The sequence below is a fragment of the Paraburkholderia sp. BL6665CI2N2 genome (assembly GCF_004366535.1).
In the GTDB taxonomy this organism is placed as follows: domain Bacteria; phylum Pseudomonadota; class Gammaproteobacteria; order Burkholderiales; family Burkholderiaceae; genus Paraburkholderia.
On sequence record NZ_SORC01000003.1, the window covers coordinates 148,346 to 167,284 of the forward strand.

The 18,939-nt window shown below is 57.7% G+C and carries 14 protein-coding genes and 3 pseudogenes; 1 reads left to right on the forward strand and 16 read right to left on the reverse strand.

The genetic code is table 11. The features are described from left to right. Positions 1-398 precede the first annotated feature (398 nt). The 15 genes and pseudogenes from B0G81_RS42120 to B0G81_RS42185 form a co-directional block, all read right to left on the reverse strand. Positions 399-1,097 (reverse strand): aspartate/glutamate racemase family protein, encoded by a 699-nt coding sequence (locus B0G81_RS42120; protein ID WP_134143964.1) that lies wholly within the window; start codon positions 1,095-1,097, stop codon positions 399-401. After that, positions 1,084-2,010, reverse strand: a complete 927-nt coding sequence (locus B0G81_RS42125; RefSeq protein ID WP_120298559.1) for a 3-hydroxyacyl-CoA dehydrogenase NAD-binding domain-containing protein — start codon at positions 2,008-2,010, stop codon at positions 1,084-1,086. Before B0G81_RS42125 ends, B0G81_RS42120 begins: the two co-directional genes overlap by 14 nt. A gap of 165 nt (positions 2,011-2,175) precedes the next feature. Continuing rightward, a complete protein-coding gene (locus B0G81_RS42130) occupies positions 2,176-2,478 on the reverse strand; it encodes a Rieske 2Fe-2S domain-containing protein (protein ID WP_120298558.1) in 303 nt (100 codons plus the stop codon). 39 nt (positions 2,479-2,517) lie between these two features. Continuing rightward, positions 2,518-3,408 (reverse strand): SDR family NAD(P)-dependent oxidoreductase, encoded by an 891-nt coding sequence (locus B0G81_RS42135; protein ID WP_120298557.1) that lies wholly within the window; start codon positions 3,406-3,408, stop codon positions 2,518-2,520. Positions 3,409-3,581: 173 nt separating this feature from the next. Beyond that, positions 3,582-3,714 (reverse strand): annotated as a pseudogene (locus B0G81_RS44090) (transposase); the annotation flags it as partial. Positions 3,715-3,836: 122 nt separating this feature from the next. Continuing rightward, positions 3,837-5,489, reverse strand: a complete 1,653-nt coding sequence (locus tag B0G81_RS42140) for a S9 family peptidase (protein WP_243856924.1) — start codon at positions 5,487-5,489, stop codon at positions 3,837-3,839. 226 nt (positions 5,490-5,715) lie between these two features. Continuing rightward, positions 5,716-6,864, reverse strand: coding sequence for a pyrroloquinoline quinone biosynthesis protein PqqE (gene pqqE, locus B0G81_RS42145; RefSeq protein ID WP_243856947.1), 1,149 nt, complete (start codon positions 6,862-6,864; stop codon positions 5,716-5,718). A 22-nt stretch (positions 6,865-6,886) separates the two neighbouring features. Then, positions 6,887-7,162, reverse strand: a complete 276-nt coding sequence (pqqD, locus tag B0G81_RS42150; RefSeq protein WP_120298554.1) for a pyrroloquinoline quinone biosynthesis peptide chaperone PqqD — start codon at positions 7,160-7,162, stop codon at positions 6,887-6,889. Continuing rightward, the gene (gene pqqC / locus B0G81_RS42155; RefSeq protein WP_134143965.1) at positions 7,159-7,911 is read right to left on the reverse strand and encodes a pyrroloquinoline-quinone synthase PqqC; all 753 of its coding nucleotides are present in this window, start codon (positions 7,909-7,911) and stop codon (positions 7,159-7,161) included. The genes pqqD and pqqC overlap by 4 nt, the downstream gene beginning before the upstream one ends. Before the next feature lie 72 nt (positions 7,912-7,983). Then, entirely contained in the window at positions 7,984-8,895 is a 912-nt protein-coding gene (pqqB, locus tag B0G81_RS42160) for a pyrroloquinoline quinone biosynthesis protein PqqB (RefSeq protein WP_120298552.1), read from the reverse strand. A gap of 81 nt (positions 8,896-8,976) precedes the next feature. Beyond that, entirely contained in the window at positions 8,977-9,048 is a 72-nt protein-coding gene (gene pqqA, locus B0G81_RS42165; protein ID WP_082194460.1) for a pyrroloquinoline quinone precursor peptide PqqA, read from the reverse strand. Positions 9,049-9,416: 368 nt separating this feature from the next. Next, on the reverse strand, positions 9,417-10,382 hold the full coding sequence (locus tag B0G81_RS42170; protein ID WP_120298551.1) for a YCF48-related protein: 966 nt from the start codon (positions 10,380-10,382) through the stop codon (positions 9,417-9,419). Positions 10,383-10,414: 32 nt separating this feature from the next. Beyond that, positions 10,415-12,775: an efflux RND transporter permease subunit gene (locus B0G81_RS42175; RefSeq protein ID WP_134143966.1), complete on the reverse strand. Its 2,361-nt coding sequence runs from the start codon at positions 12,773-12,775 to the stop codon at positions 10,415-10,417. Positions 12,776-12,844: 69 nt separating this feature from the next. Then, complete coding sequence (locus B0G81_RS42180; RefSeq protein ID WP_120298660.1) at positions 12,845-14,680, reverse strand: DUF1302 family protein; 1,836 nt, start codon at positions 14,678-14,680, stop codon at positions 12,845-12,847. Between the two features lie 84 nt (positions 14,681-14,764). Beyond that, positions 14,765-16,129, reverse strand: a complete 1,365-nt coding sequence (locus B0G81_RS42185) for a DUF1329 domain-containing protein (protein ID WP_120298549.1) — start codon at positions 16,127-16,129, stop codon at positions 14,765-14,767. Positions 16,130-17,781: 1,652 nt separating this feature from the next. Between B0G81_RS42185 and B0G81_RS42190 the strand changes: the two are divergent. After that, positions 17,782-17,925, forward strand: a pseudogene (locus tag B0G81_RS42190) (IS3 family transposase); the annotation flags it as partial. 262 nt (positions 17,926-18,187) lie between these two features. On the opposite strand, the pseudogene B0G81_RS42195 reads toward B0G81_RS42190, so the two are convergent. Next, a pseudogene (locus B0G81_RS42195) lies at positions 18,188-18,884 on the reverse strand (SDR family oxidoreductase); the annotation flags it as partial. Positions 18,885-18,939: the final 55 nt, after the last annotated feature.

The following is an 18,939-nucleotide window of genomic DNA, read 5'->3' on the forward strand; positions in this document are numbered from 1 at the left end:
CCACCGGCTTGCACTGGACTGAAACGCGCAACCAGTTGAATGAAAGTTCTGAAGGCCAACCTCAAACCGGGTTTGATCGAAATGAGAAACTCCCTGTTCAAAGGTGGCTACCTGAAACAGGTGCAAAAATACTGCCGAGCATCAATAAGGAAGATCTGCGGCGGCCATACCCAGCAGGCGTTCGCGCTCAGGTCGTGTCAAAGGAAGGCAAGTTGATCGACGACTTTTTATTCGTCAACACCAAACGCAGCGTCAACGTCTGCAATGACCGTCCCCCGCCGCCACCTCTGCGATCCCTATCGGTGCCGACCCAGCCAGCAACCGACTAACCGGCTCGCACCGGCTGAGCAAGCATCAGGCCGTGCACGCACTCAGGGCTGACGGACAAGGCTGACAACTCAGGCGCTGTCGTGAGCAACTTCTACCCGCGCGCGCAACGCCTGAACGGCGCACCCCGGCGTGGTCAGCACCGGAACCGAAACCATTGCTCGCACAGCGCTGGCAGCACGCGCCAGCGAGAACTGGCCCAGCACCAACGCATCGACTGCTGTCAAACCTTCGCACGCTCTGGCTGCGAGTTGATCGTGAAGTTCACCCTTCCCACGTTTGAGAGCGTCGAGCGCACCCTGCGCCAGAATCGCCGTGACCTCAATACTGCGACCTCGCGCCCTGCCCATACTGACCAATTCATCTCGCAGGGCGGCCAGAGAAGGTGCATAAGTGACCAGCAAGCCAATTCGGTCACCCCATTCAAGCGCCGCCTCGAAAGCCGCTTCATTAGGACGCAGCACCGGAATCGGCAGCGCCGCCTTGAGCGCATCAATCGCCGGACCAAACGCCGAGCAGGTAAACAGAATGGCCTGCGTACTGCCGGCTTTCCCTGCATACGCCAGGCAATACAGGGCCAAGGTTTCGAAACGAGTTACCATTGAATGTTCAAGCCGCCCTGCAACCGCAAGGTCGATCGCCAGCGAAGTATCCAGTAGATCGAAATAGAAGGCCTCCGGCCAGCCCTCCGCGAAAGCCTCGCGCGCAGGCCCAATCGACTCCTCCAGGGCATGGACCAGAGCAATACGTACCGGCTCAGTGGATGCCATCAGCCACTCCTCGCCCCTGCAGGGCTTTGATCAACAGACTGTCGCGCAGAGACTCCAACTCATTGACTGAACGGCCAGCGGCGGCCTCTTCCACGCCCTTGATCAGCGATTGGCAAACCGTCTCGCTGAGCACCGGCGTACCGAGTGACGCCCAGCGGCGCTCCTGGCTCGGCCCAAGGTGATGCAGATAATGCGAGATGCCTCCCTGACCTCCGCCTAAATGATAAGTCATGTGCGCACCCGTGACTGACCAGCGCAGCCCCGGACCGCTGACCAGTGCAGCGTCTACCTCTGCGACATCAGCAATGCCTTCGGCAACAATATGCACCGCCTCACGCCAGAGCGCAGAGGCCAGCCGGTTGGCAATATGCCCTACCGCATCTTTCTTGAGCCGGACCGGACGGCGACCGACGCTGCGATAAATCGCCTCGGCGCTGTCCAGCACCACTGTTGCAATACCGAACAGCTCCACTAATGGCACCAGATGCGGCGGGTTGAACGGATGCGCGGTAATCAACCGTTCGGGATGGCGCATCCCGGGAGAGAGGTCCGACCAAGTAAGCGCCGAAGTGCTCGAGGCAATGATTGTTTCAACCGCGACGATGGCCTCAATATCGGCATACAGGGCGCGCTTAAGCGCAATGTTTTCAGGTGCATTTTCTTGCACCAGGCAGGCTCCCTGCACCGCCTCGCCCAACGTCTGCGTAAGCGACAAACGGCCCTGCCTGGCCGGGTCACACCCAAGCGAAGCAAGTTGTGCCAAGGGCCGTTCGAGCCGCCCAAGAAAACCGTCGAGTACTGCCTTCGAAGGGTCCCAGGCCTGCACGTCGTAACCATGTGCAAGAAAGAGCGCTGCCCAGCTCTCGCCAATCAAGCCGCATCCCAGTACTGCTACTGAGGTATAACTTCTCATCACCAGTGTCTCCTTAGTATTTTCGAACCTGTCCCGCGCCTGGCACAGATGATCGCCGACAGTTTCTTCCTCTCACTGTATTTCACTAAAACGCCCCAAAAAGGATGTCCAACTTCTTGGGGTAAGTTCATTATGGAATGGACACGCAAACAACCTGGTATGAACCTAGCCTGTTTCACATAGGCGGCTACCCCGGTGTCGGCAGACGTTGGGAAAGGCATTGATCTGGCTGCGCCGATCACGCGCAACCACGACGCTATCCTTGGCCAGCTCGAACGTGGTGAAGTCGCCAGGTTCGGCGATCTCGGAAATATGACATGCAAAGAGCCTGCGACGCCTGAAGACCAGCGCGATATTTCGTTCGAACCATTTTTCAGAGATGTAAAATTCCTGAGGCAATGAGGTCAATGGGAAGCCATCCGAGCCCATTTCAGGAAAGTTCAAGTCAGCATCATTACCCATCATCATCACACTCTTATTTTTGGAATGATCGAGTCACCACAGCCTTTAGTCCAGCTTAGGCTTGCCCAAACCCATTTCCTCACGTTTCTGCAAGCGCACGGCGTAAGCCGGATCATCTTTCCACTGGTTAATGGAATCGATCAACAGCTTGTGCTTGGCCTCAAGCGAAGGGATGTATTCCGGGTACGGGAAGATCCACAGGTCATTGCGCTTCATGCCCATCAGCGTACGCTCGGCCAGGTCCAGAGGGTCAAAACCAGCCTCGAGGTGAACCTTGACTCGGGCAACAGCCTCAGCATCCTCGACAAAGCCTGATTGCGCGTATTTCTGTGTGCGGGTGACACCCACCTCCATGAAATTGGTGTTAACCGAGCCCGGGCAAAGGCAGGAGACTCCGATATCGAACTGGCTTAGTTCGATTCGCAGCGACTCCGACAGCCCACGGATGGCAAACTTGGTGGTGCTATAAAGGGCTGCGGTGGGAATCACAAAGAACGACGAGATCGAGGCCGTATTGACGATATGGCCGCCGTCGCCGTGCTCGATCATGTGTGGCAAAAACGCCTGAATGCCGTTGATCACGCCGCGCAAATTGACGTCGATGTGCCAGTCCCAGTCGTCCGCGGTGGCCAGCTCTAGCGGGCCACGGGCGCTGACGCCGGCGGTGTTCATCAGCACCTGCACCGGGCCAAACTTCTTTTCCACTTCCAGGGCGGCAGCGGCGTAAGCTGTGCGATCGGTCACATCGAGATGCATGATGTGCACCTGTACATCCTTGTCCTTGAAATAAGCGGCTGCCTCTTCGAGATGCTTGGCTTGAACGTCGGCGATTACCACTTTCATACCGGCCTGCTCCGCCAAGACTTTAGCTTGGCCCAGACCAATGCCCGATGCACCCCCGGTGATAAATGCAACTTTGCCTTTAAAATCGAACATCAACTGTCTCCTTGATTGCCCTGAGGTGGGCTTATTCTTATGAAAGCAAAATTATCGTTGTTGTTGGTTTTGCATCTGCCAATGTAGACATTCGACTACTGCAACTGGTTGCGGGTTCTCTGATGGGGCTAAATTCGTCTGCGACCCGCATCAGGACTGGATCTAGCATCTGCGGTGGCAAAGATCGACTCAATGGGATTGGTCGTTCGCAAATGCTGCCGGTGTTCGGCAGGGAGTCATAGAAGGCAAGCAGTTCATCGCTGTCTTTCGTGAGTTTCCCGTCGCCTTTGGATACTTGGCCGAATAAGTGCAGGACAACCCTCATTACACGAAACCCAAGGCCTACCGGGTGCTACCGGGTGCTGTTCACGCGCATCAGCGACCCCGTCTAGACGCTACAAGCTGCGCAACAAAGCCTGCAGTTACCTTCAGCTCTTGCCAAGCTGGAACGATCCGGCCTGAGGGTTTGACTGCACAGATTCCGTTAATTCCGCAGCTTGCCCGAGAATCCCACGGTAGAACGCGTATTCTGCCTGGAGCGCGTGCGCGAGATTCACTTCCTTTCGAAATCCGTGGCGCTCATCGACATAATAGTGCGCCTGGACGGTCACACCGTTCGCCTTTAACGCAGCCACCATGCTGCGCGTCTGGTCGGGCGTCACGACGGCATCGAGTTCGCCCTGAAAGAAGATCACCGGCACCTCGATCCGATGCGCATGCAGCAATGGCGTGCGCGCCAGATAGCGCTCGCGGTCAGCAACCGCATCGCCGATCAGCCAGGCCAGATAATCGGCTTCGAACTTGTGCGTCCGACGGCCGAGCGTGAGTGGATCGCTGACGCCGTACAGGCTACCCCCGCCGCAGAACACTCTGCGAAACGCGAGCGCACAAAGCGCTGTGTAGCCACCCGCACTACTGCCGCGGATGAACGCACGCGCGGGGTCAATGCGCTGCTGCGCAGCGAGATGGGCGACGGATTCGCACGCGTCGTCGACATCGATTATGCCCCAACTCCCCCGGAGCGACTCCCGAAAGTCGCGGCCATATCCGGTGCTCCCGCGATAGTTCAGATTGACGACTGCAAACCCTCGTTGCGTCCAGTACGCAATGCGGGAGTCGAACACCGGATAGCAGGCGGAGGTAGGGCCACCGTGAATGAATACGATGACTGGCGGCAACCTTTGAGCAAACTCCGACGCGTAGAAGTACGCATGCGCCTCACTGCTGCCACTCGGAAACCGCAGGACTTCTGGCTGCGGAATGCGTTCTTCGGGCATCATCGGCGAGACTTCGGCTAGCACTTTCACTTGATGCCCGCGGCGTTCGATTGCCAGCACGGCGGCGGGGCAAGTAGGCGAAGCCGCGATGCAGTAGAAGCACTCCTTGCCGGCGGCGAGACTGCGGAAGCGGCTAAATTTCGAGGCAAGTGGGCGACGTGTGCCGTCAGCGTCGATGTGAGCGAGCATGCCCCAGCCATCCTTTATCCACGCGCCAAGAAAAGAGCCGTCGTCAAGTGCGATCCAGCTATGCTCGCCAAGCTGCCACGGTGCAGAAGCATGATCGGCTTCTGCCGCGGGCAGCGCTTCGAGCACGTCGTCCTGCAGCTGCCAAGGTCGCCAAAAGCCGCTGCGGTCGCTCAGGTAATGGAGTGCGCCCCATGCATCGAAATGCGGTTGCTGTAACGCCTCCACGCGATCGCCGCCGGCCAGCGTACGGGGCGCGGACCAGACCCCATCCGCGTCTCGCTCGCAGCTACGCAATAGCGTAGAGGTCCACGGCTGATGCGGGCGGTACCATTCGATCCATGCAAGCCGCGAACCATTGAAACTCAGGCAGGGCGCCGCGTAGAAGTCTGCCCCTTGCGCGAGCACCTCTCGCGCACCGTCGGCGAGTGCGATCGAGACAATGCGATGTGTGCTGCACTCTTCTTCCACCGCGACGATCAAGCCGTGGCTATGGCGAAGGTCGCCATAGCGGCGATCCCCGTGCGTGAGTTCGACGGGCTCGCCGCTCGCAACGTCGGTATCATCGTGGATTCGCTGGCGATAAAGCTGCTGGTCCTTTTCGTTTACGAACACCACCTGATGATCCGCAATGCAAAACGAACCCCCACCGTACTCGTAAACACGGCCGCGCACACTGAAGCCCTTCGGTGTGACGCAGCGCGGCGGGGACCCCTGTTGCCATTGCCAAACACTGCAAGCGGCATCATTCGGATCGTATGTACTCCAGAACACGCCGCTCAACCCCGCCACGAGTTCCACGAAATTTTTGCATGCCGCGACCGCCTGTTCGGCCGACATGCAGTCAGGACTTGTCGAGCTTTCGCGAGTTTCGGTCATTGCGGAAGATCAGTCGGTTTATTGGTTGGACAGGCTGTGAGGACTCGTTGCGGGCTTGCACTATGATACGGTGCTCAGGCGACTTCCCGCATACCGGGTCAGCGTTGGCTGCGTCGCCAGTCAGCATGAAGGCTTGGCAGCGACAGCCGCCGAAGTCCTTTTCCTTTTCCTCGCAGGAACGGCATGGCTCAGGCATCCACCTGTCGCCGCGAAAGCGGTTAAAGCCGAACGAGTCGTACCAAATGTGGCGCAGATCGTGAACGCGCACGTTCGGAAACTCGATCGGCAACTGGCGAGCGCTGTGGCACGGCAATGCGGTGCCGTCGGGCGTGACGAGGAGAAAGATAGCGCCCCAGCCGGCCATGCATGGCTTAGGGCGTTCCTCGTAGTAATCAGGCGCCACGAAAATGAGCTTGCACGGACTGCCGATCGCCTCCATCTTGGTTCGGTACTCGTTGGTGATGCGCTCAGCCTTTTCGAGCTGAGCGCGTGTGGGCAGCAGTAGCGCACTGTTGAGTTTGGCCCAACCATAGAACTGGCAGGTGGCGAGTTCGACGAAATCCGCCTCGAGCTCGATGCACATCTCGATAATGCGGCCCACGTCATCGATGTTGTAGCGGTGCATGACGAAGTTCAGCACCATCGGATAACCGTGCGCCTTCACTGCCCGTGCCATCGCGAGCTTATGAGCGTACGCTTTGCCCGAACCCGCGAGCATGTTATTCATATCTTCGTCGCTCGCCTGGAAGCTGATCTGTATGTGATCAAGTCCGGCGTGCTGGAGATCGGCGACCTTCTGCTCGGTCAGGCCGATGCCTGACGTAATCAGGTTCGTGTAGTAGCCGAGCCTGCGCGCCTCACCGATCAATTGCGCGATATCGCTGCGCACCAGTGGCTCGCCCCCCGAAAAGCCGATCTGCGCCGCCCCCATCGCACGCGCCTCGGTCATCACGCGAATCCATTGCTCTGTGGTAAGTTCCTCGCCTTGTCGCGCAAAGTCGATGGGATTTGAGCAGTACGGACACTGAAGCGGGCAGCGGTACGTGAGTTCTGCAAGGAGCCAGAGCGGCAGCCCGACCTTGGTTTTATCGGCCGCCCCTGTGGATGCATGCAAGTCGGCGCGCGTGGTGTCTTCGTCAGACAAGATCGATCCAGTGCTTGTCGCGCGCGACCAACATGAACTGTTCAACATCCTCGCCAAGCTCCAGCGCGCCGGGATACTGCATGCTCAGACAGTCGATGATGGCGGCTATGCTGAGCGCTCCGTCGATTAGCCCACCAATCGCGCCTGCGCTTTCATTCAGCTTGATCATGCCCTCGGGATAGAGCACCACGTAGGCATTTTGGGCGATTTCAAACTGAAAGCGGTAGCCCCGCCGCCAAGCTGGCGTTAATTTGCGGTGAAAGGTCACAGTGCAATTCCTTTGTGCCAGGCACGTTTGTCTGTCACCGTATGATAAGGTGGGCGGCCGAGTTCGTATGCCATCGACATCGCGTCGAGCATGGTCCAGAGAATGTCGAGTTTGAACTGAAGGATTTCGAGCATGCGCTGCTGGCTTTCATAGGTCGTGCAATGCTGCAGCGTGATTTGCAGGCCGTGGTCGACGTCGCGCCGCGCCTGGTTCAGTCGCGAGCGGAAATATTCGTAGCCGCGTGGATCAATCCACGGGTAGTGCTGGGGCCAGGTGTCGAGGCGCGACTGGTGAATCTGCGGTGCAAACAGTTCCGTGAGCGAACTGCTGGCCGCTTCCTGCCAGTTCGCACGCCGTGCGAAGTTGACATAGGCGTCCACCGCGAAGCGCACGCCGGGCAACACCAGCTCCTGCGCGCGCAACTGGTCGGGATCGAGCCCGACGGCCTTCCCCAGATGGAGCCATGCGTCGATACCGCCATCTTGGCCGGGTACGCCATCGTGGTCGAGGAGACGCTGGATCCACAACCGGCGCACTTCGCGATCGGGACAATTGGCGAGAATCGCCGCGTCTTTCGCAGGAATATTGACCTGATAGTAGAAGCGGTTAGCCACCCACCCTTGGATTTGCTCCCGGGTCGCGCGACCTTCGTACATCGCCACGTGATAAGGATGGTGAATGTGATAGTACGTGCCTTTCGCGCGCAGGGCCAGTTCGAACTGTTCGGTTGTGAGGGCGGGTTTTGTCATGAATCTCTCTTGTGGCTTTGCGACAGAATTGCGGCAGCCTGGTAATACGCCGCACGCGTTTGCAGCAAATATCTATAGCACGATGCTCATGCCGTCGAAAGCGACTTCCACGTTGCGTCGTACGAGTTCCGCGCGCTCGGACGAGTCCTCGTCAAGAATCGGATTCGTGTTGTTGATGTGCGTGAGAATCTTGCGCACGTGTGGAAACTGATCGAGCACCTCGAGCATGCCACCGGCGCCGATTTGCGCGAGATGTCCCATTTCGCGGCCCGTGCGTGCGCCTACGCCGCAGCCCCGCATTTCGTCGTCGGTCCAGAGCGTGCCATCGATCAGCAGGCAATCGGTACCACGCATGCGGCCGAGCAGGGCGTCGTCCACCTCGCCAAGTCCGGGCGCATAGAACAGCTTGCCGCCTGTGCGCAAGTCCTCGATCACGAGGCCGATGTTGTCGCCCGGATGCGGGTCGTTGCGATGCGGCGAAAACGGCGGGGCCGCACTGCGCAGCGCAAACGGCATGAAGCGCAGGTTGGGGCATACGGGAATGACGAATGCTGTGCCCGAGACGATCGGGTTCCAGCGCAGGCCGCCGTTCCAGTGTGAGAGCATTGGAAAGAGCGGAAAACCAGTGCTCAGATCCTCGTGAACCGTGTTGGTGCACCAGACCTCGTGTGGGCAGCCTTCACGCAGGCTTAGCAGGCCGGTCGTATGATCGATCTGGCTGTCCATCAGCACGATAGCGCCGATGCCTGTATCGCGCGGCGCGCGGCCTGGCTGCATCGGCGCGAAGCCTGACAGCTGTGCTCGGATGTCTGGCGAGGCGTTGCACAGTACCCATGCCACGCCTTCGTCCGAAATAGCGATCGACGACTGGGTACGCGCAGAGGCGCGTATGCGGCCTTCACGAAAGCCCGCGCAATTCACGCAATTGCAGTTCCATTGAGGAAAGCCGCCGCCTGCCGCGGAGCCGAGAATTTGAATATGCATGCTTGCCCAGAAACTGCGCACGGCGTGAATCAGAGGAAAGCCCCGGCATAGCGGGGCTCTCGCAACCTTCGATGCTACGGATCAACGGTTCGAAATGTACATCGTGACTTCAAAGCCGAGACGCAGATCGGTAAATGCGGGCTTGGTCCACATGGTTGAACTCCTCTAAGTAGATGGAAAGAACGGAAGTACCGTGAAATGCACAAACCACAGACAACAAAAAAGCAAACACGAAGCGCATCGTGCAGCCGTTGGACGTGGTCCAGACAACGCTCAGCATGCACAATTCGTCCCGACTTGACAGTACCACATCTAAAATCGTTCGAGCTATATAGTTAGCAATCCTACTATACTAAATGTTTCATTCCATTCATGCGAGGGTTTGACTACCTAGCGGCGAATGACGCTGTGTGGGACCGCTTATCCTTAGAAAATCGGACGGCACACGAATCAGTCAGCCACGCTCGCTGCGCCACCGGCGTATACGTCAAGTTATCCAACCAGAATGACGAATCGCTTGCTTAGGGCGTCCGCAGCACGCCTTCGTGTGAAAACAGAATCGGATTTCCGCCCGCGCCCAAGAGGGCCGCGGTCAGCGTCGCGCGATCCGGGCGCTGAGAAACCTCGAATGTCGTCGCGCCGGATTTCCGCAACATCAGCATCCCGTCAAGCCCGACGCCCATCAGACCGTCAGCGGTTACAACGAGATCTGTGATTGAATTCTTTGTACCCGTGGCTACCGACGACCAGGTCGCCCCGCCATCGCTGCTTTCGAACAGGCTGCCGAGCAGTCCGCCGACGACGATGCGTCCGTCCGGCATCGCCACCCCGCTCCACAGGGTGCCCTTGCCGCCCGTGGCCAGATAGCTCCAGTTCATACCGCCATCCGTCGACTTGAGCACCATGCCTTGCTCCGAGTCGATATACAGTGCACCTTGGCGATCCGCAAAGACGTGATACAGATTGCGATCCCCATGCGCGCCGCCCGGCGGCTTCGGCACGGCCACCTTGCTCCACGTCGCTCCTCCATCGTGCGTTGCGAGCATCAGCGACCAAAGGCCCACGGCCAACCCGTCCTTTTCACTTCTGAAGTACACCGAGAACAGCGGCTGGTCCACCGAAACGTCCATGCGCTGCTTCTTCCATGTCTCACCGCCGTCGCTCGTCGCGAGTATCGCGCCCCACTGGCCCACCGCCCAACCATGCTGCGCATCCACGAAGGTGACGGCGGAGAGCGTCGCCGACAACGGCACCTGACGTGCCTGTCGCCAGCTCTTTCCATCGTCGTCCGACAGCACAACGAGGCCTTGCTCGCCCACTGCGACGATTCGCTTGCCGGCCCGAGTGGCATCCATCATCATCATGTGCGTTGGGTCTGCCCATGCATGAGCCGAGTTCGCACTCCAGATTGCGACCGCGCCCGGCGACGCTGCGAATGCGACTGCGGCATTGCACAGCGCGGCGCACACAACAAGTAGCTTGATCATGACTGTCTTCCTTTAGTCGTGGTCGTCAAAACCTAATGGCTGAAGAGGCCGGGCGCACGCGCCGGCTTGCTGCGCGGGAACCACCGTTCGAGCGCCGACGCCAATGCTGGCAACGCCGTCATCGCCATCACCAGGTTGACGATGAACATGAAGGCCAGCAGCTTGCCCATGTCCGCTTGAAACTTGAGCGCCGAGAAGCTCCACGTTGCCACGCCGATCGCCAGAGTGATCGCCGTGAAGATCGTAGCAACGCCGACTTCCAGGATCGCGTGCTGCACCGCTTTCACAATGTGTTGACCGCTCGCAAGGTGAAGTTGAAGGCGGTTGTAGATATAGAACGCGTAGTCGACGCCGATACCCACCGCCAAAACCATTACCGGCAGCGTCGCTACCGTGAGCCCGATCTTCAATTCCTTCATGAACCAGTAGCCGATGAAGGTCGCGACCGACAAGGGCACGCAACAGGCCAGCATTGCGCGCCAATCGCGGTACGCAAGGAAAACCAAGATCAGAATCGCGGCATAGACGTAGAGCATCATTGGCAACTCGCTCTTCGCCACTTCGTCGTTGGTCGCCGCGATAACGCCCGCATTGCCGGCGGCAAGGCGAACCGTGATGCCCGGGAACGGATGCGATAGGCGGTATGCCTTCACATCATCAAGCACCCGGTTGATCGTCGTGGCCTTGTGATCTTTCAGAAACAGATGGACTGCGGTCATACTGCAGTCGACCTTCATGAAGCCCTTCACACGATTCACGTCAACCGAAATAGCCCCGTAGTTCTCCGGGTCAATCGGTACGACGTTCATTTTTGGATAGTCTTCGTTGTATCCTTGGTTGTACGCTCGCAGCAACGTGGTATAGGACTTCACCGACACCACTCCCGGTTCAGTCCGCATTGCCGTGGAGAAATCGTCTTCATATAATCCGACTGCGGGATTGTTGCACGCTCCGCTATCCGATTCCACCACGACTGTAAGCCAATCGAGACCCATGTCATAGTTGTTTGTGATTGACGTGGCATCGAGGTTGAAGCGTGCGTCCGCGCGAAGCTCCGGGGCGCCAGGCTGCAGTGTGCCGATTACGCGATCCCGGCTTTGCCACACCGCCAAACCTAGCACCATCGCCGTCACTGCAAGCGTCAGCATCGCATACTTCGGCTCCGCCACCCGTGCGAGCAAGCGCAACGGCCTGGCGCGCTGCTGACTGCGCTTCAGCGCTTTATCGGCGTAGAGCTTACTAAAGTTGAAGCACGACGCCGCAACAGGCAAGAGAATCAGGTTCGTCACGATCTTGTACGCAACACCGAGCGACGCGGTGATCGAAAGTTCGCGTACCATCGGAATTGGGATCGACAGCAGCGTGATGAATGAAACGAACGCCGTGATGAGTGCGAGCACACCCGGAATCAGCAAGCCACTGAAACTGTGGCGTGCAGCAGCGAATGAACTATTGCCATGCGCAATCTCCCGCACGATTGAGTTGACCTGCTGCACTCCGTGCGACACTCCGATCGCAAATACCAAAAACGGCACGAGCACCCCTAGCGGATCCAGTCCGAAACCCAACAGCTTTAACGTTCCAAACTGCCAGACAAGGGAGGTCAGCGAGCAGCAGATCAGCAACATCGTGAAACGAACAGAATGGCAGTACCAGTACACTGCAAGGGCGGTCAGTAGCAGTGCAATTGCGCAAAAGCTGAGCACGGCTTTTGCCCCGTCGGCAATGTCGCCGATCTGCTTCGCGAAACCAATAATCTGGATTTCATACCCAGCGTCCTCGAAGGGCTTGCGTACGCTGGAATCGAGCAGATGATTGAACGCTATATAGTCGAGCATCTTGCCTGACGCGTCTCGCTCGTTCAATTCGGCTGTGATCATCGCACTGTCTTCGTCATGCGAGACCAGCGTCCCCACATAGCCACCTCCGGCGGTTGCTCTGCGAATATTGGCGATATTGTCAGGTGTCAGTTGATCCGGCGTGATGGTTCCCGAAATGATCGGCTCAGCACGAAAGCCCTCATCCGTCACCTCGTTGACGTACGAGTTCGGCGTCCAGAGCGACCTGACACCACTGCGATCAACGTTCGGCAAGTAGGTGACAGCCCGCGTCACGTTGTAGAGACGCGTCAACCCGTCCTTTGTCCAGATCGTTCCCTTCCGTGCTCGTACGACGACGGTAATTCGGTTTGCACCAAACAAGTCCGCCCGGTACTTCTGAAACGTCCGGATATATTCGTGGCCGATTGGCATCTGCTTCTCGAAGCCAGCGTCCATTCGCAACTGCACCGCAAACACCGCCATCACCACGGTAAAGACCGCGACCACGCCGAGCACGACCGCACGATGGCCGAAAAAATATCTTTCCAACCCGCTGACTAGACGATTTAACACGACATTACCCCTTAAGTAACACAACGGCGTACAACGTACGCGGTTCGCCGTCCTTCACCAGTCCATCGGTCAAAAGTTCCGAGTGGCGAATATCCCGACGAAATTTCGGTCTGTGTATGGTTGACCAACGTTGTTGTGGCCACCGAAGAACGCGGTGAAATTAACGCCCGCCTGCCACACCGTGGGATTCTGATTAAATAGGACGTAAAGGTTCACAGATTTGGCGCCCTGCGAATAGTTTGCGCTCCACGAAGGCGTGTACCCATAAAGGCCGTCCGTGAAAGTCACACCCGGCGTCACCTGCCAGCCGGGGATCAACGTCCCGTCGTAGGTCCAGTTGAAATCGATCGTCGCGCCCACTGAACTGGATGTGCCCTGCGCCATTCCGATCGGGTACCCCAGGCTTGAGCCATTATTCAGCCACGGCCAATAGGCCGCCGACGGAACCTGCATGACGGTTTGGCCGTTCATCGTCCGCGTAAAGCTGCTTCCGGTCACTCCCGGGTAATAGATCCAAGTCAGTTCCCACGTCAGCGCGGCCGCATCAGCTCCGAACAGCTTGAGGAACGGGTAGTCGCTACGCGATAGTGAGAGGATGCCGTTGACGTCGAACTGGAATTTCTTCTTGTCGATCCACTGCTGGCAATTGATGCCCGACACGCCGTTGGTGTTCAGATCGAGTGGTCCACCAGCGCCATAACAGGCCGACAGTGAGACGGCGTCACGCGGCCGATACGACGCTTCTGTACCAATCGCCCAGTCGCCAATCCCGAAGTTCGAACTCAGACCGAAAAGCTGGCGGTTATCGAGATACGAGTAGTGCGTAGTCCCATCCGCAGACGACGACACTACGGGCGACTTATCGGTATAGTTCAGGTAATAGAACGCAAAGTTCGCGCCGAACGAACTTGGCGCGAAGTTGAATTTGAAGCCGAATTGCGGCTTGTACTTCGATGGCGCCTGCCAATCAGTAGGATAGCCTTGAGAGAAAAACGGTGCCCCGGCATACACACCATTAACAAGACCACCGTTGATCGAATTGACTGTATCCTGATTGCCCGCTGCACTCGGGCCGCCGATCGTACTCGCAATCGTGCCCGCACTGGGCCCGCCTACGTTGTAATTGTTCGTGTTGGCCGTCGCCGGGCCCGCGCCACGGCCAAAACTGTTCGAGGTCGCCCAGAACGACCCCACAGGGGGGTAACGGTTTCCGTTCCATTGAAACTGGTAGTAGGCTTCTGTGCTGAGCCCATGTGAGAGATCCGCAGCAAAACTCACCATCGGCGCGGGCAGCAGCGCCTGCTTTAGTTGAGTGCCGGGAACCAACAACTTCTGGATGTCAAGTGAGTTGGTGGCGTTGATACCACCTGATGCATATATGCTTTCACCCCAATTGATCACCTGGTTACCCAGTCGTACGTGAGCGCCGCGCCCGTCTATAGTGAAGTCTTTTTCACCCCACAGGTCGAGCAGTTCAGCGTTGTAGACGACCTGTGCCGCAGCGGTGCTGCTCAAAGCCGTTCGGTCGGTATGTCCAGCTGCAAAGTCATACATCCCCGTGCCGCGGATCATGAACTTCAGCCCTTGGCTCGGCATCTTCAGCAGCAGTTCGCTAGTTAGGCTCAAGGACGCGCTGTACGGCTGCCCCTTGCGGTAATTCAGATCGCCGTCATTGCCGGCCCATTGATTGATGTTCGCCCCCGCGCCGCAATCGAAGGCGTTCGGGTCACCTGTGAGAAAACAGGCCGGGTTTTTCGTTCGGATCCCCATGCCTGCCGTGACGTTACTCACCCACGATCCGGTCAGATCGCTAACTCCTGTCGTGAAATCGTAGCCGTACGCATTTGACGTTGCCGCTGCAACGACAGCAAGCGACATTGTGCTCAGTTTGAAACTCCGCTTCATCATTGCCTCCCCTCCTCATCCGCCGTGCGCGCCGACGCGCGTATCGGGCGCGTCGACTCACTTTTTTAATTAACGCAACGACTTTCAGCGCTCGCTGACTGACCGCAGCGATTCCGCGGTGTAGAAGCTCGCCTTGAAACGTGGATCGTTGATCTGCTGATACCAGTGAAGGTCTTTACCTTGACCCGTGGTGGATGAATCGAATACGTAACGCCCATCGATCAAGTCGTATTGCACCATCGGTTGGTTATCGCAGGCGCCACCCAATTCCCACACAGGGATCGGGTAGCTTTCACGTACCTTCCACAGCTTGCCTTGCGCGTCGTAGTCCTCACCGACGAGCGCCAACCAGCTGTCCTCGTCCAGATAGAAGACTTTTTTCGAATCGACGTGGCGGGCGCTCGGCTTGAGCGTCGCTTCGACGACCCAGACGCGATGCGCTTCGTAGCGCCGATGATCGGCCGCGATACCGTCCAGCGTAGCGACGTCGCGCGGCTTGTCGTTGAATCTGTACATTCCGAAGTCGTTGTAGGGGACAATCATCTCCCGCTTCCCGACGAGCTTCCAGTTAAACCGGTCGATCGAACCCTGGAACATGTTGAATTCATCCATCAGATACTGATTTTCGAAACCGATAATCGGCGCATCGTGCGTATAGGCCGGCATCCGCCTCACGCGACGCTGTCCGGTGAAGTAGTAATATGATTCTGCATCCTTGTCGAAATACTGGCGCTGAACCAACGCCTCGCCCGCCAATGCCGCCGGCGTAACAACCACACCGTACTGCCCCGTATTCAGCTGATCGACTTCCTGCGGCGTCGTCTTGCCAAGCTTTCCTGACGGGAAATACATGGTTTGAGGACCGGTTTCCTCGATCCATTCGCTGCCGCCCGGGCGCGGAGAAGTAGCCGTGTAATCCATCGGCCATTCCATGCCCTCGCCCCGATACCGCGACGTAAAGTTCAAGATCGCCTCGGCGCCGTTCTTCGGCTGCGGAAACGCGACGCCGGGAAAGGTTGCTGTCTGAATCGTCTCGCCATCCGCAGCGAGTTTTGCCGTCGTGAGATTTGCCTTGGAATTTTCGGCTGCGACCTCCGGTAACTGGCATTCGCGGTGTGACGGATAGACGTCCATCCGATAGCCCTTCTTCTGCTTGATCAGCTGGATCTGACCTGTCGAAAGCATATTGGCGTACTTGTCGACATTCGACGCGTCAATCGAATAAAGCGGCTTCTCATCCTTGTGCTTCCAGAAATCCCCGCGGACTTTCCCCCACTCCCAGCCGGGTGCCGGCGACTGCTTTCCTGCATAGGCCGGCACGGCACCGTCCGTGCTCGCTGCGCGTTCAGCGCCCTCGGGCGTGAGATCTTCCGCTGCGACAGCAGTCCCGACCGCGAGCAATACAGCGGCTGCGATAGCGGACACAACTTTAACTCTGCACTTCTTCATCACAATTCTCCTTTCGATTCGTGCTTTACTCGCCCGTCTCCTTGCTGCTCGAGATCACAACGTGTCTCGGTCGGCCTATCAACTCAGGTCATTGGCAACATCTATGCTTAACGTCATTTCAGTTCACAAAACTTCTCTTCGCACGGTTGCTCCGTAGCGTCGAGCGCAACTTCGAAATCGCACGCGGTCATCGTCGACTTCACGTTAATATTTGTAGCGACTTGCCCCCGCACCGATAGACCAAAATTAGATACCTCGCACTACTAATAACATTTTCAAATGCCTGATAGTTGGTTTTCTTTTGCGTCGAGCCACTACCTTTTGACAGCTGAGCAGCGGAGTCTAAAACAATAGGCAAGAGGAAAGTCGGACCTCCGCGACGAAACAAGTGCTTTGATCGAACCGCTGTTATCGCTACCTGACTTCGGTGCGAGTAGAACCAGCGACCGCTTACGGCAACCAATCTTGCAGCGCCTACCGGAGTGCTGTTTGTCTTCAAGACACAATTCCGTTGGGGCGACCTGGCCATCGACATGGGATGCGGTTCCGATACAGCCTGCTGACGACGTCTGCAAGACCGGCGGGTGGCTACAGTCGCGCCGGTCCGGCTGCATGAGTTGCTGCTCACAACGTCGCCGCAGGCGGTCCGGGAAATTCCCGCTGGACCGGAGAGCGCATTTATGCCTGGTTGCATTACTTCCACTGTCTCCACCCGTCCGAACGTCGCGCCGACATCCGTGCACCGTTCTTCGACCTCCGCTTCTGTTCGTTCAACTGGAACGCTCTGCTACGTCCTGAGCAGCTTGATGAACCCGTCTCTAAGTTTTAGTAATCAACCCAGTTGCTACTACAGTAGCAAGCGATCCCTAGCCTTTAGGCGATACTAGGTTCCAACTCAGCGCTGTAACAATATGTCTTTTGCTAACTTCAATTGCAGAAAGCAGAACCTGTCTGTGGTACGTGTGACTACTTCACCGACAGCGCCCCGCCTCCCTCTCATGCAAGTCTTTTCTTAATGAGGTTTCGAGCGGACGAGGCCCTACAACGGCGTCTTGGCGCTATTCTCAGGACAGAGGCGGCGTAAATTGCTCTATCGCCCCAATCTAGTCCTCGCTAACCGATTGCGGCAAACTGCGTTGCACGCACACCGAGAACGACGCGTCGGCTGAACCGCTCAGTGAGATTTCCGGCAGAAATCCCGAAGAGCAGCAACATCGGTCCAATCGCAAAATCCAGAATCGCTACTCCCGTGTCCAATAAGTTCGAACGCATACCGAATTGGTTGCAGAAGCGTCGAGGAAGTTGAACGATCAGGAACAATAAGTCCGAAGATCGCGGTAGCGGCCACCGACGTCGTCCATACCTGCGCGCCAACCCTCGTTGGTATAGCACGTGAGGGCGGCGCTCCAGCCTCTCGATGCGGAACAGGGTTAATCGATTTTCTCCTCGAAGGACTAATTTTTGACTCTTTGGCCTATTTTTATGCCGCGCTTGCACCGAAGTCAATGCGTCAAAATAAGTTTTCGACTCAAGGGTCAAATTCTCATACGATTGAACTGCCCCGGATTTGGTGGAGGCTCCAACTCTTGAGAAAATGGGGCCATAACAAGTCGAACAAATTTTCTGCTGAAGTCCGGGAAAGTGCAGGGCGCATGGTGGAAGAGCATCGGGGCGAGTATCCGTCACAGTGGGCAGCGATCGAATCCATCGCCCCCAAGATCGGCTGCACGAGCCAGATATTGCTGGGGTGGCTCAAACGAGATGAGGTCGATAACCGCGAGCGCGATGGCGTGACACGTCGGAACGCGAACGTCGAGTTCAAGTAGGCACCTCGCGGTGTGTTGCCGTTCAAAGGCTCGTCCAGCAAGGATGTGTCAAGGGGCTGTTGCTTTTGAAATTCCCGGGGTGTTGCGTTTCAACGATCCGCCTCAATGCCTCTTGCCCGACCCATGCCCGATCGTCACGTGGCACACGAAAGGAGCAGTTCAGCCGGGCGGGTCGCGTCGGAACATTGATCGAGGAAACATGTGGAGAAGCCGGGCCAATGCCGGCGTGGGTCTAGATGGCGCTTTTTATAGCGCCCCCGTCGGCCCGCAACGCAGCTCCCGTCGTGGCCGGCAAAAGCGGGCTGACGATATAGGCCACGAGCGGCGCGATTTGCGGAGGCGAACCAAATCGCTTGATGAGCGATGTGGGGCGGATCTTCTTGAAGAACCCCTTTTTTTTAGCGCTTCAAACGATTTGCCGTTTGCCTTTGCAAGGGTCTCCACGAATTCACCCACTCCCCGCGATTTCGTTGGACCCGGCAGCACGCTATTGACTGTAATGCTCGTGCCGGCAACGGCTTCAGTGAGCCCGCCCGAGACCACCAGCGGCGCGGGTTTCGTCATCCCGTAGTGGATCACTTCAGCTGGAATCTGCACCGCGCTTTCGCTCGAAATGAAAATGATGCGCCCCCAGTTTGCCTGCCTCATCGCACGCAAAAACAGGCGGGCTAGGCGTACCCCACTCAAGACATTGACGTCGAAGAACCGATGCCGGGCCGCGTCGGGGATCTCTTCAAACGGCTTGGGCTCGGAGATGCCCAGGTTGTTGACCAGAATTTCCACGTCCGGATAGCGTCGCGCTAGCTCTTCTGCTGAAGCGGCCGCACTGAGATCGCCGGCAAAATCCTGCTGCCCGACCAGGTCGTCCATAGATGACCGGGAGCGACGTCTACGATCACACGAGCGCCTTCGTGCGCCAAGGTGCTGGCGGGTAGCAATTACATGCGGCAACAGCCGCAGCTTGGTAGCAGAAATCCTGAGTCA

What these genes read in the sequence shown, in the direction of transcription:
- B0G81_RS42120 (WP_134143964.1), bottom strand. Translation starts at nt 1,097, where the DNA reads ATGGCATCCACTGAGCCGGTACGTATTGCTCTGGTCCATGCCCTGGAG.
- B0G81_RS42125 (WP_120298559.1), bottom strand. Translation starts at nt 2,010, where the DNA reads ATGAGAAGTTATACCTCAGTAGCAGTACTGGGATGCGGCTTGATTGGC.
- B0G81_RS42130 (WP_120298558.1), bottom strand. Translation starts at nt 2,478, where the DNA reads ATGATGATGGGTAATGATGCTGACTTGAACTTTCCTGAAATGGGCTCG.
- B0G81_RS42135 (WP_120298557.1), bottom strand. Translation starts at nt 3,408, where the DNA reads ATGTTCGATTTTAAAGGCAAAGTTGCATTTATCACCGGGGGTGCATCG.
- pqqC (WP_134143965.1), bottom strand. Translation starts at nt 7,911, where the DNA reads ATGACAAAACCCGCCCTCACAACCGAACAGTTCGAACTGGCCCTGCGC.
- pqqB (WP_120298552.1), bottom strand. Translation starts at nt 8,895, where the DNA reads ATGCATATTCAAATTCTCGGCTCCGCGGCAGGCGGCGGCTTTCCTCAA.
- B0G81_RS42170 (WP_120298551.1), bottom strand. Translation starts at nt 10,382, where the DNA reads ATGATCAAGCTACTTGTTGTGTGCGCCGCGCTGTGCAATGCCGCAGTC.
- B0G81_RS42180 (WP_120298660.1), bottom strand. Translation starts at nt 14,680, where the DNA reads ATGAAGCGGAGTTTCAAACTGAGCACAATGTCGCTTGCTGTCGTTGCA.
- B0G81_RS42185 (WP_120298549.1), bottom strand. Translation starts at nt 16,129, where the DNA reads ATGAAGAAGTGCAGAGTTAAAGTTGTGTCCGCTATCGCAGCCGCTGTA.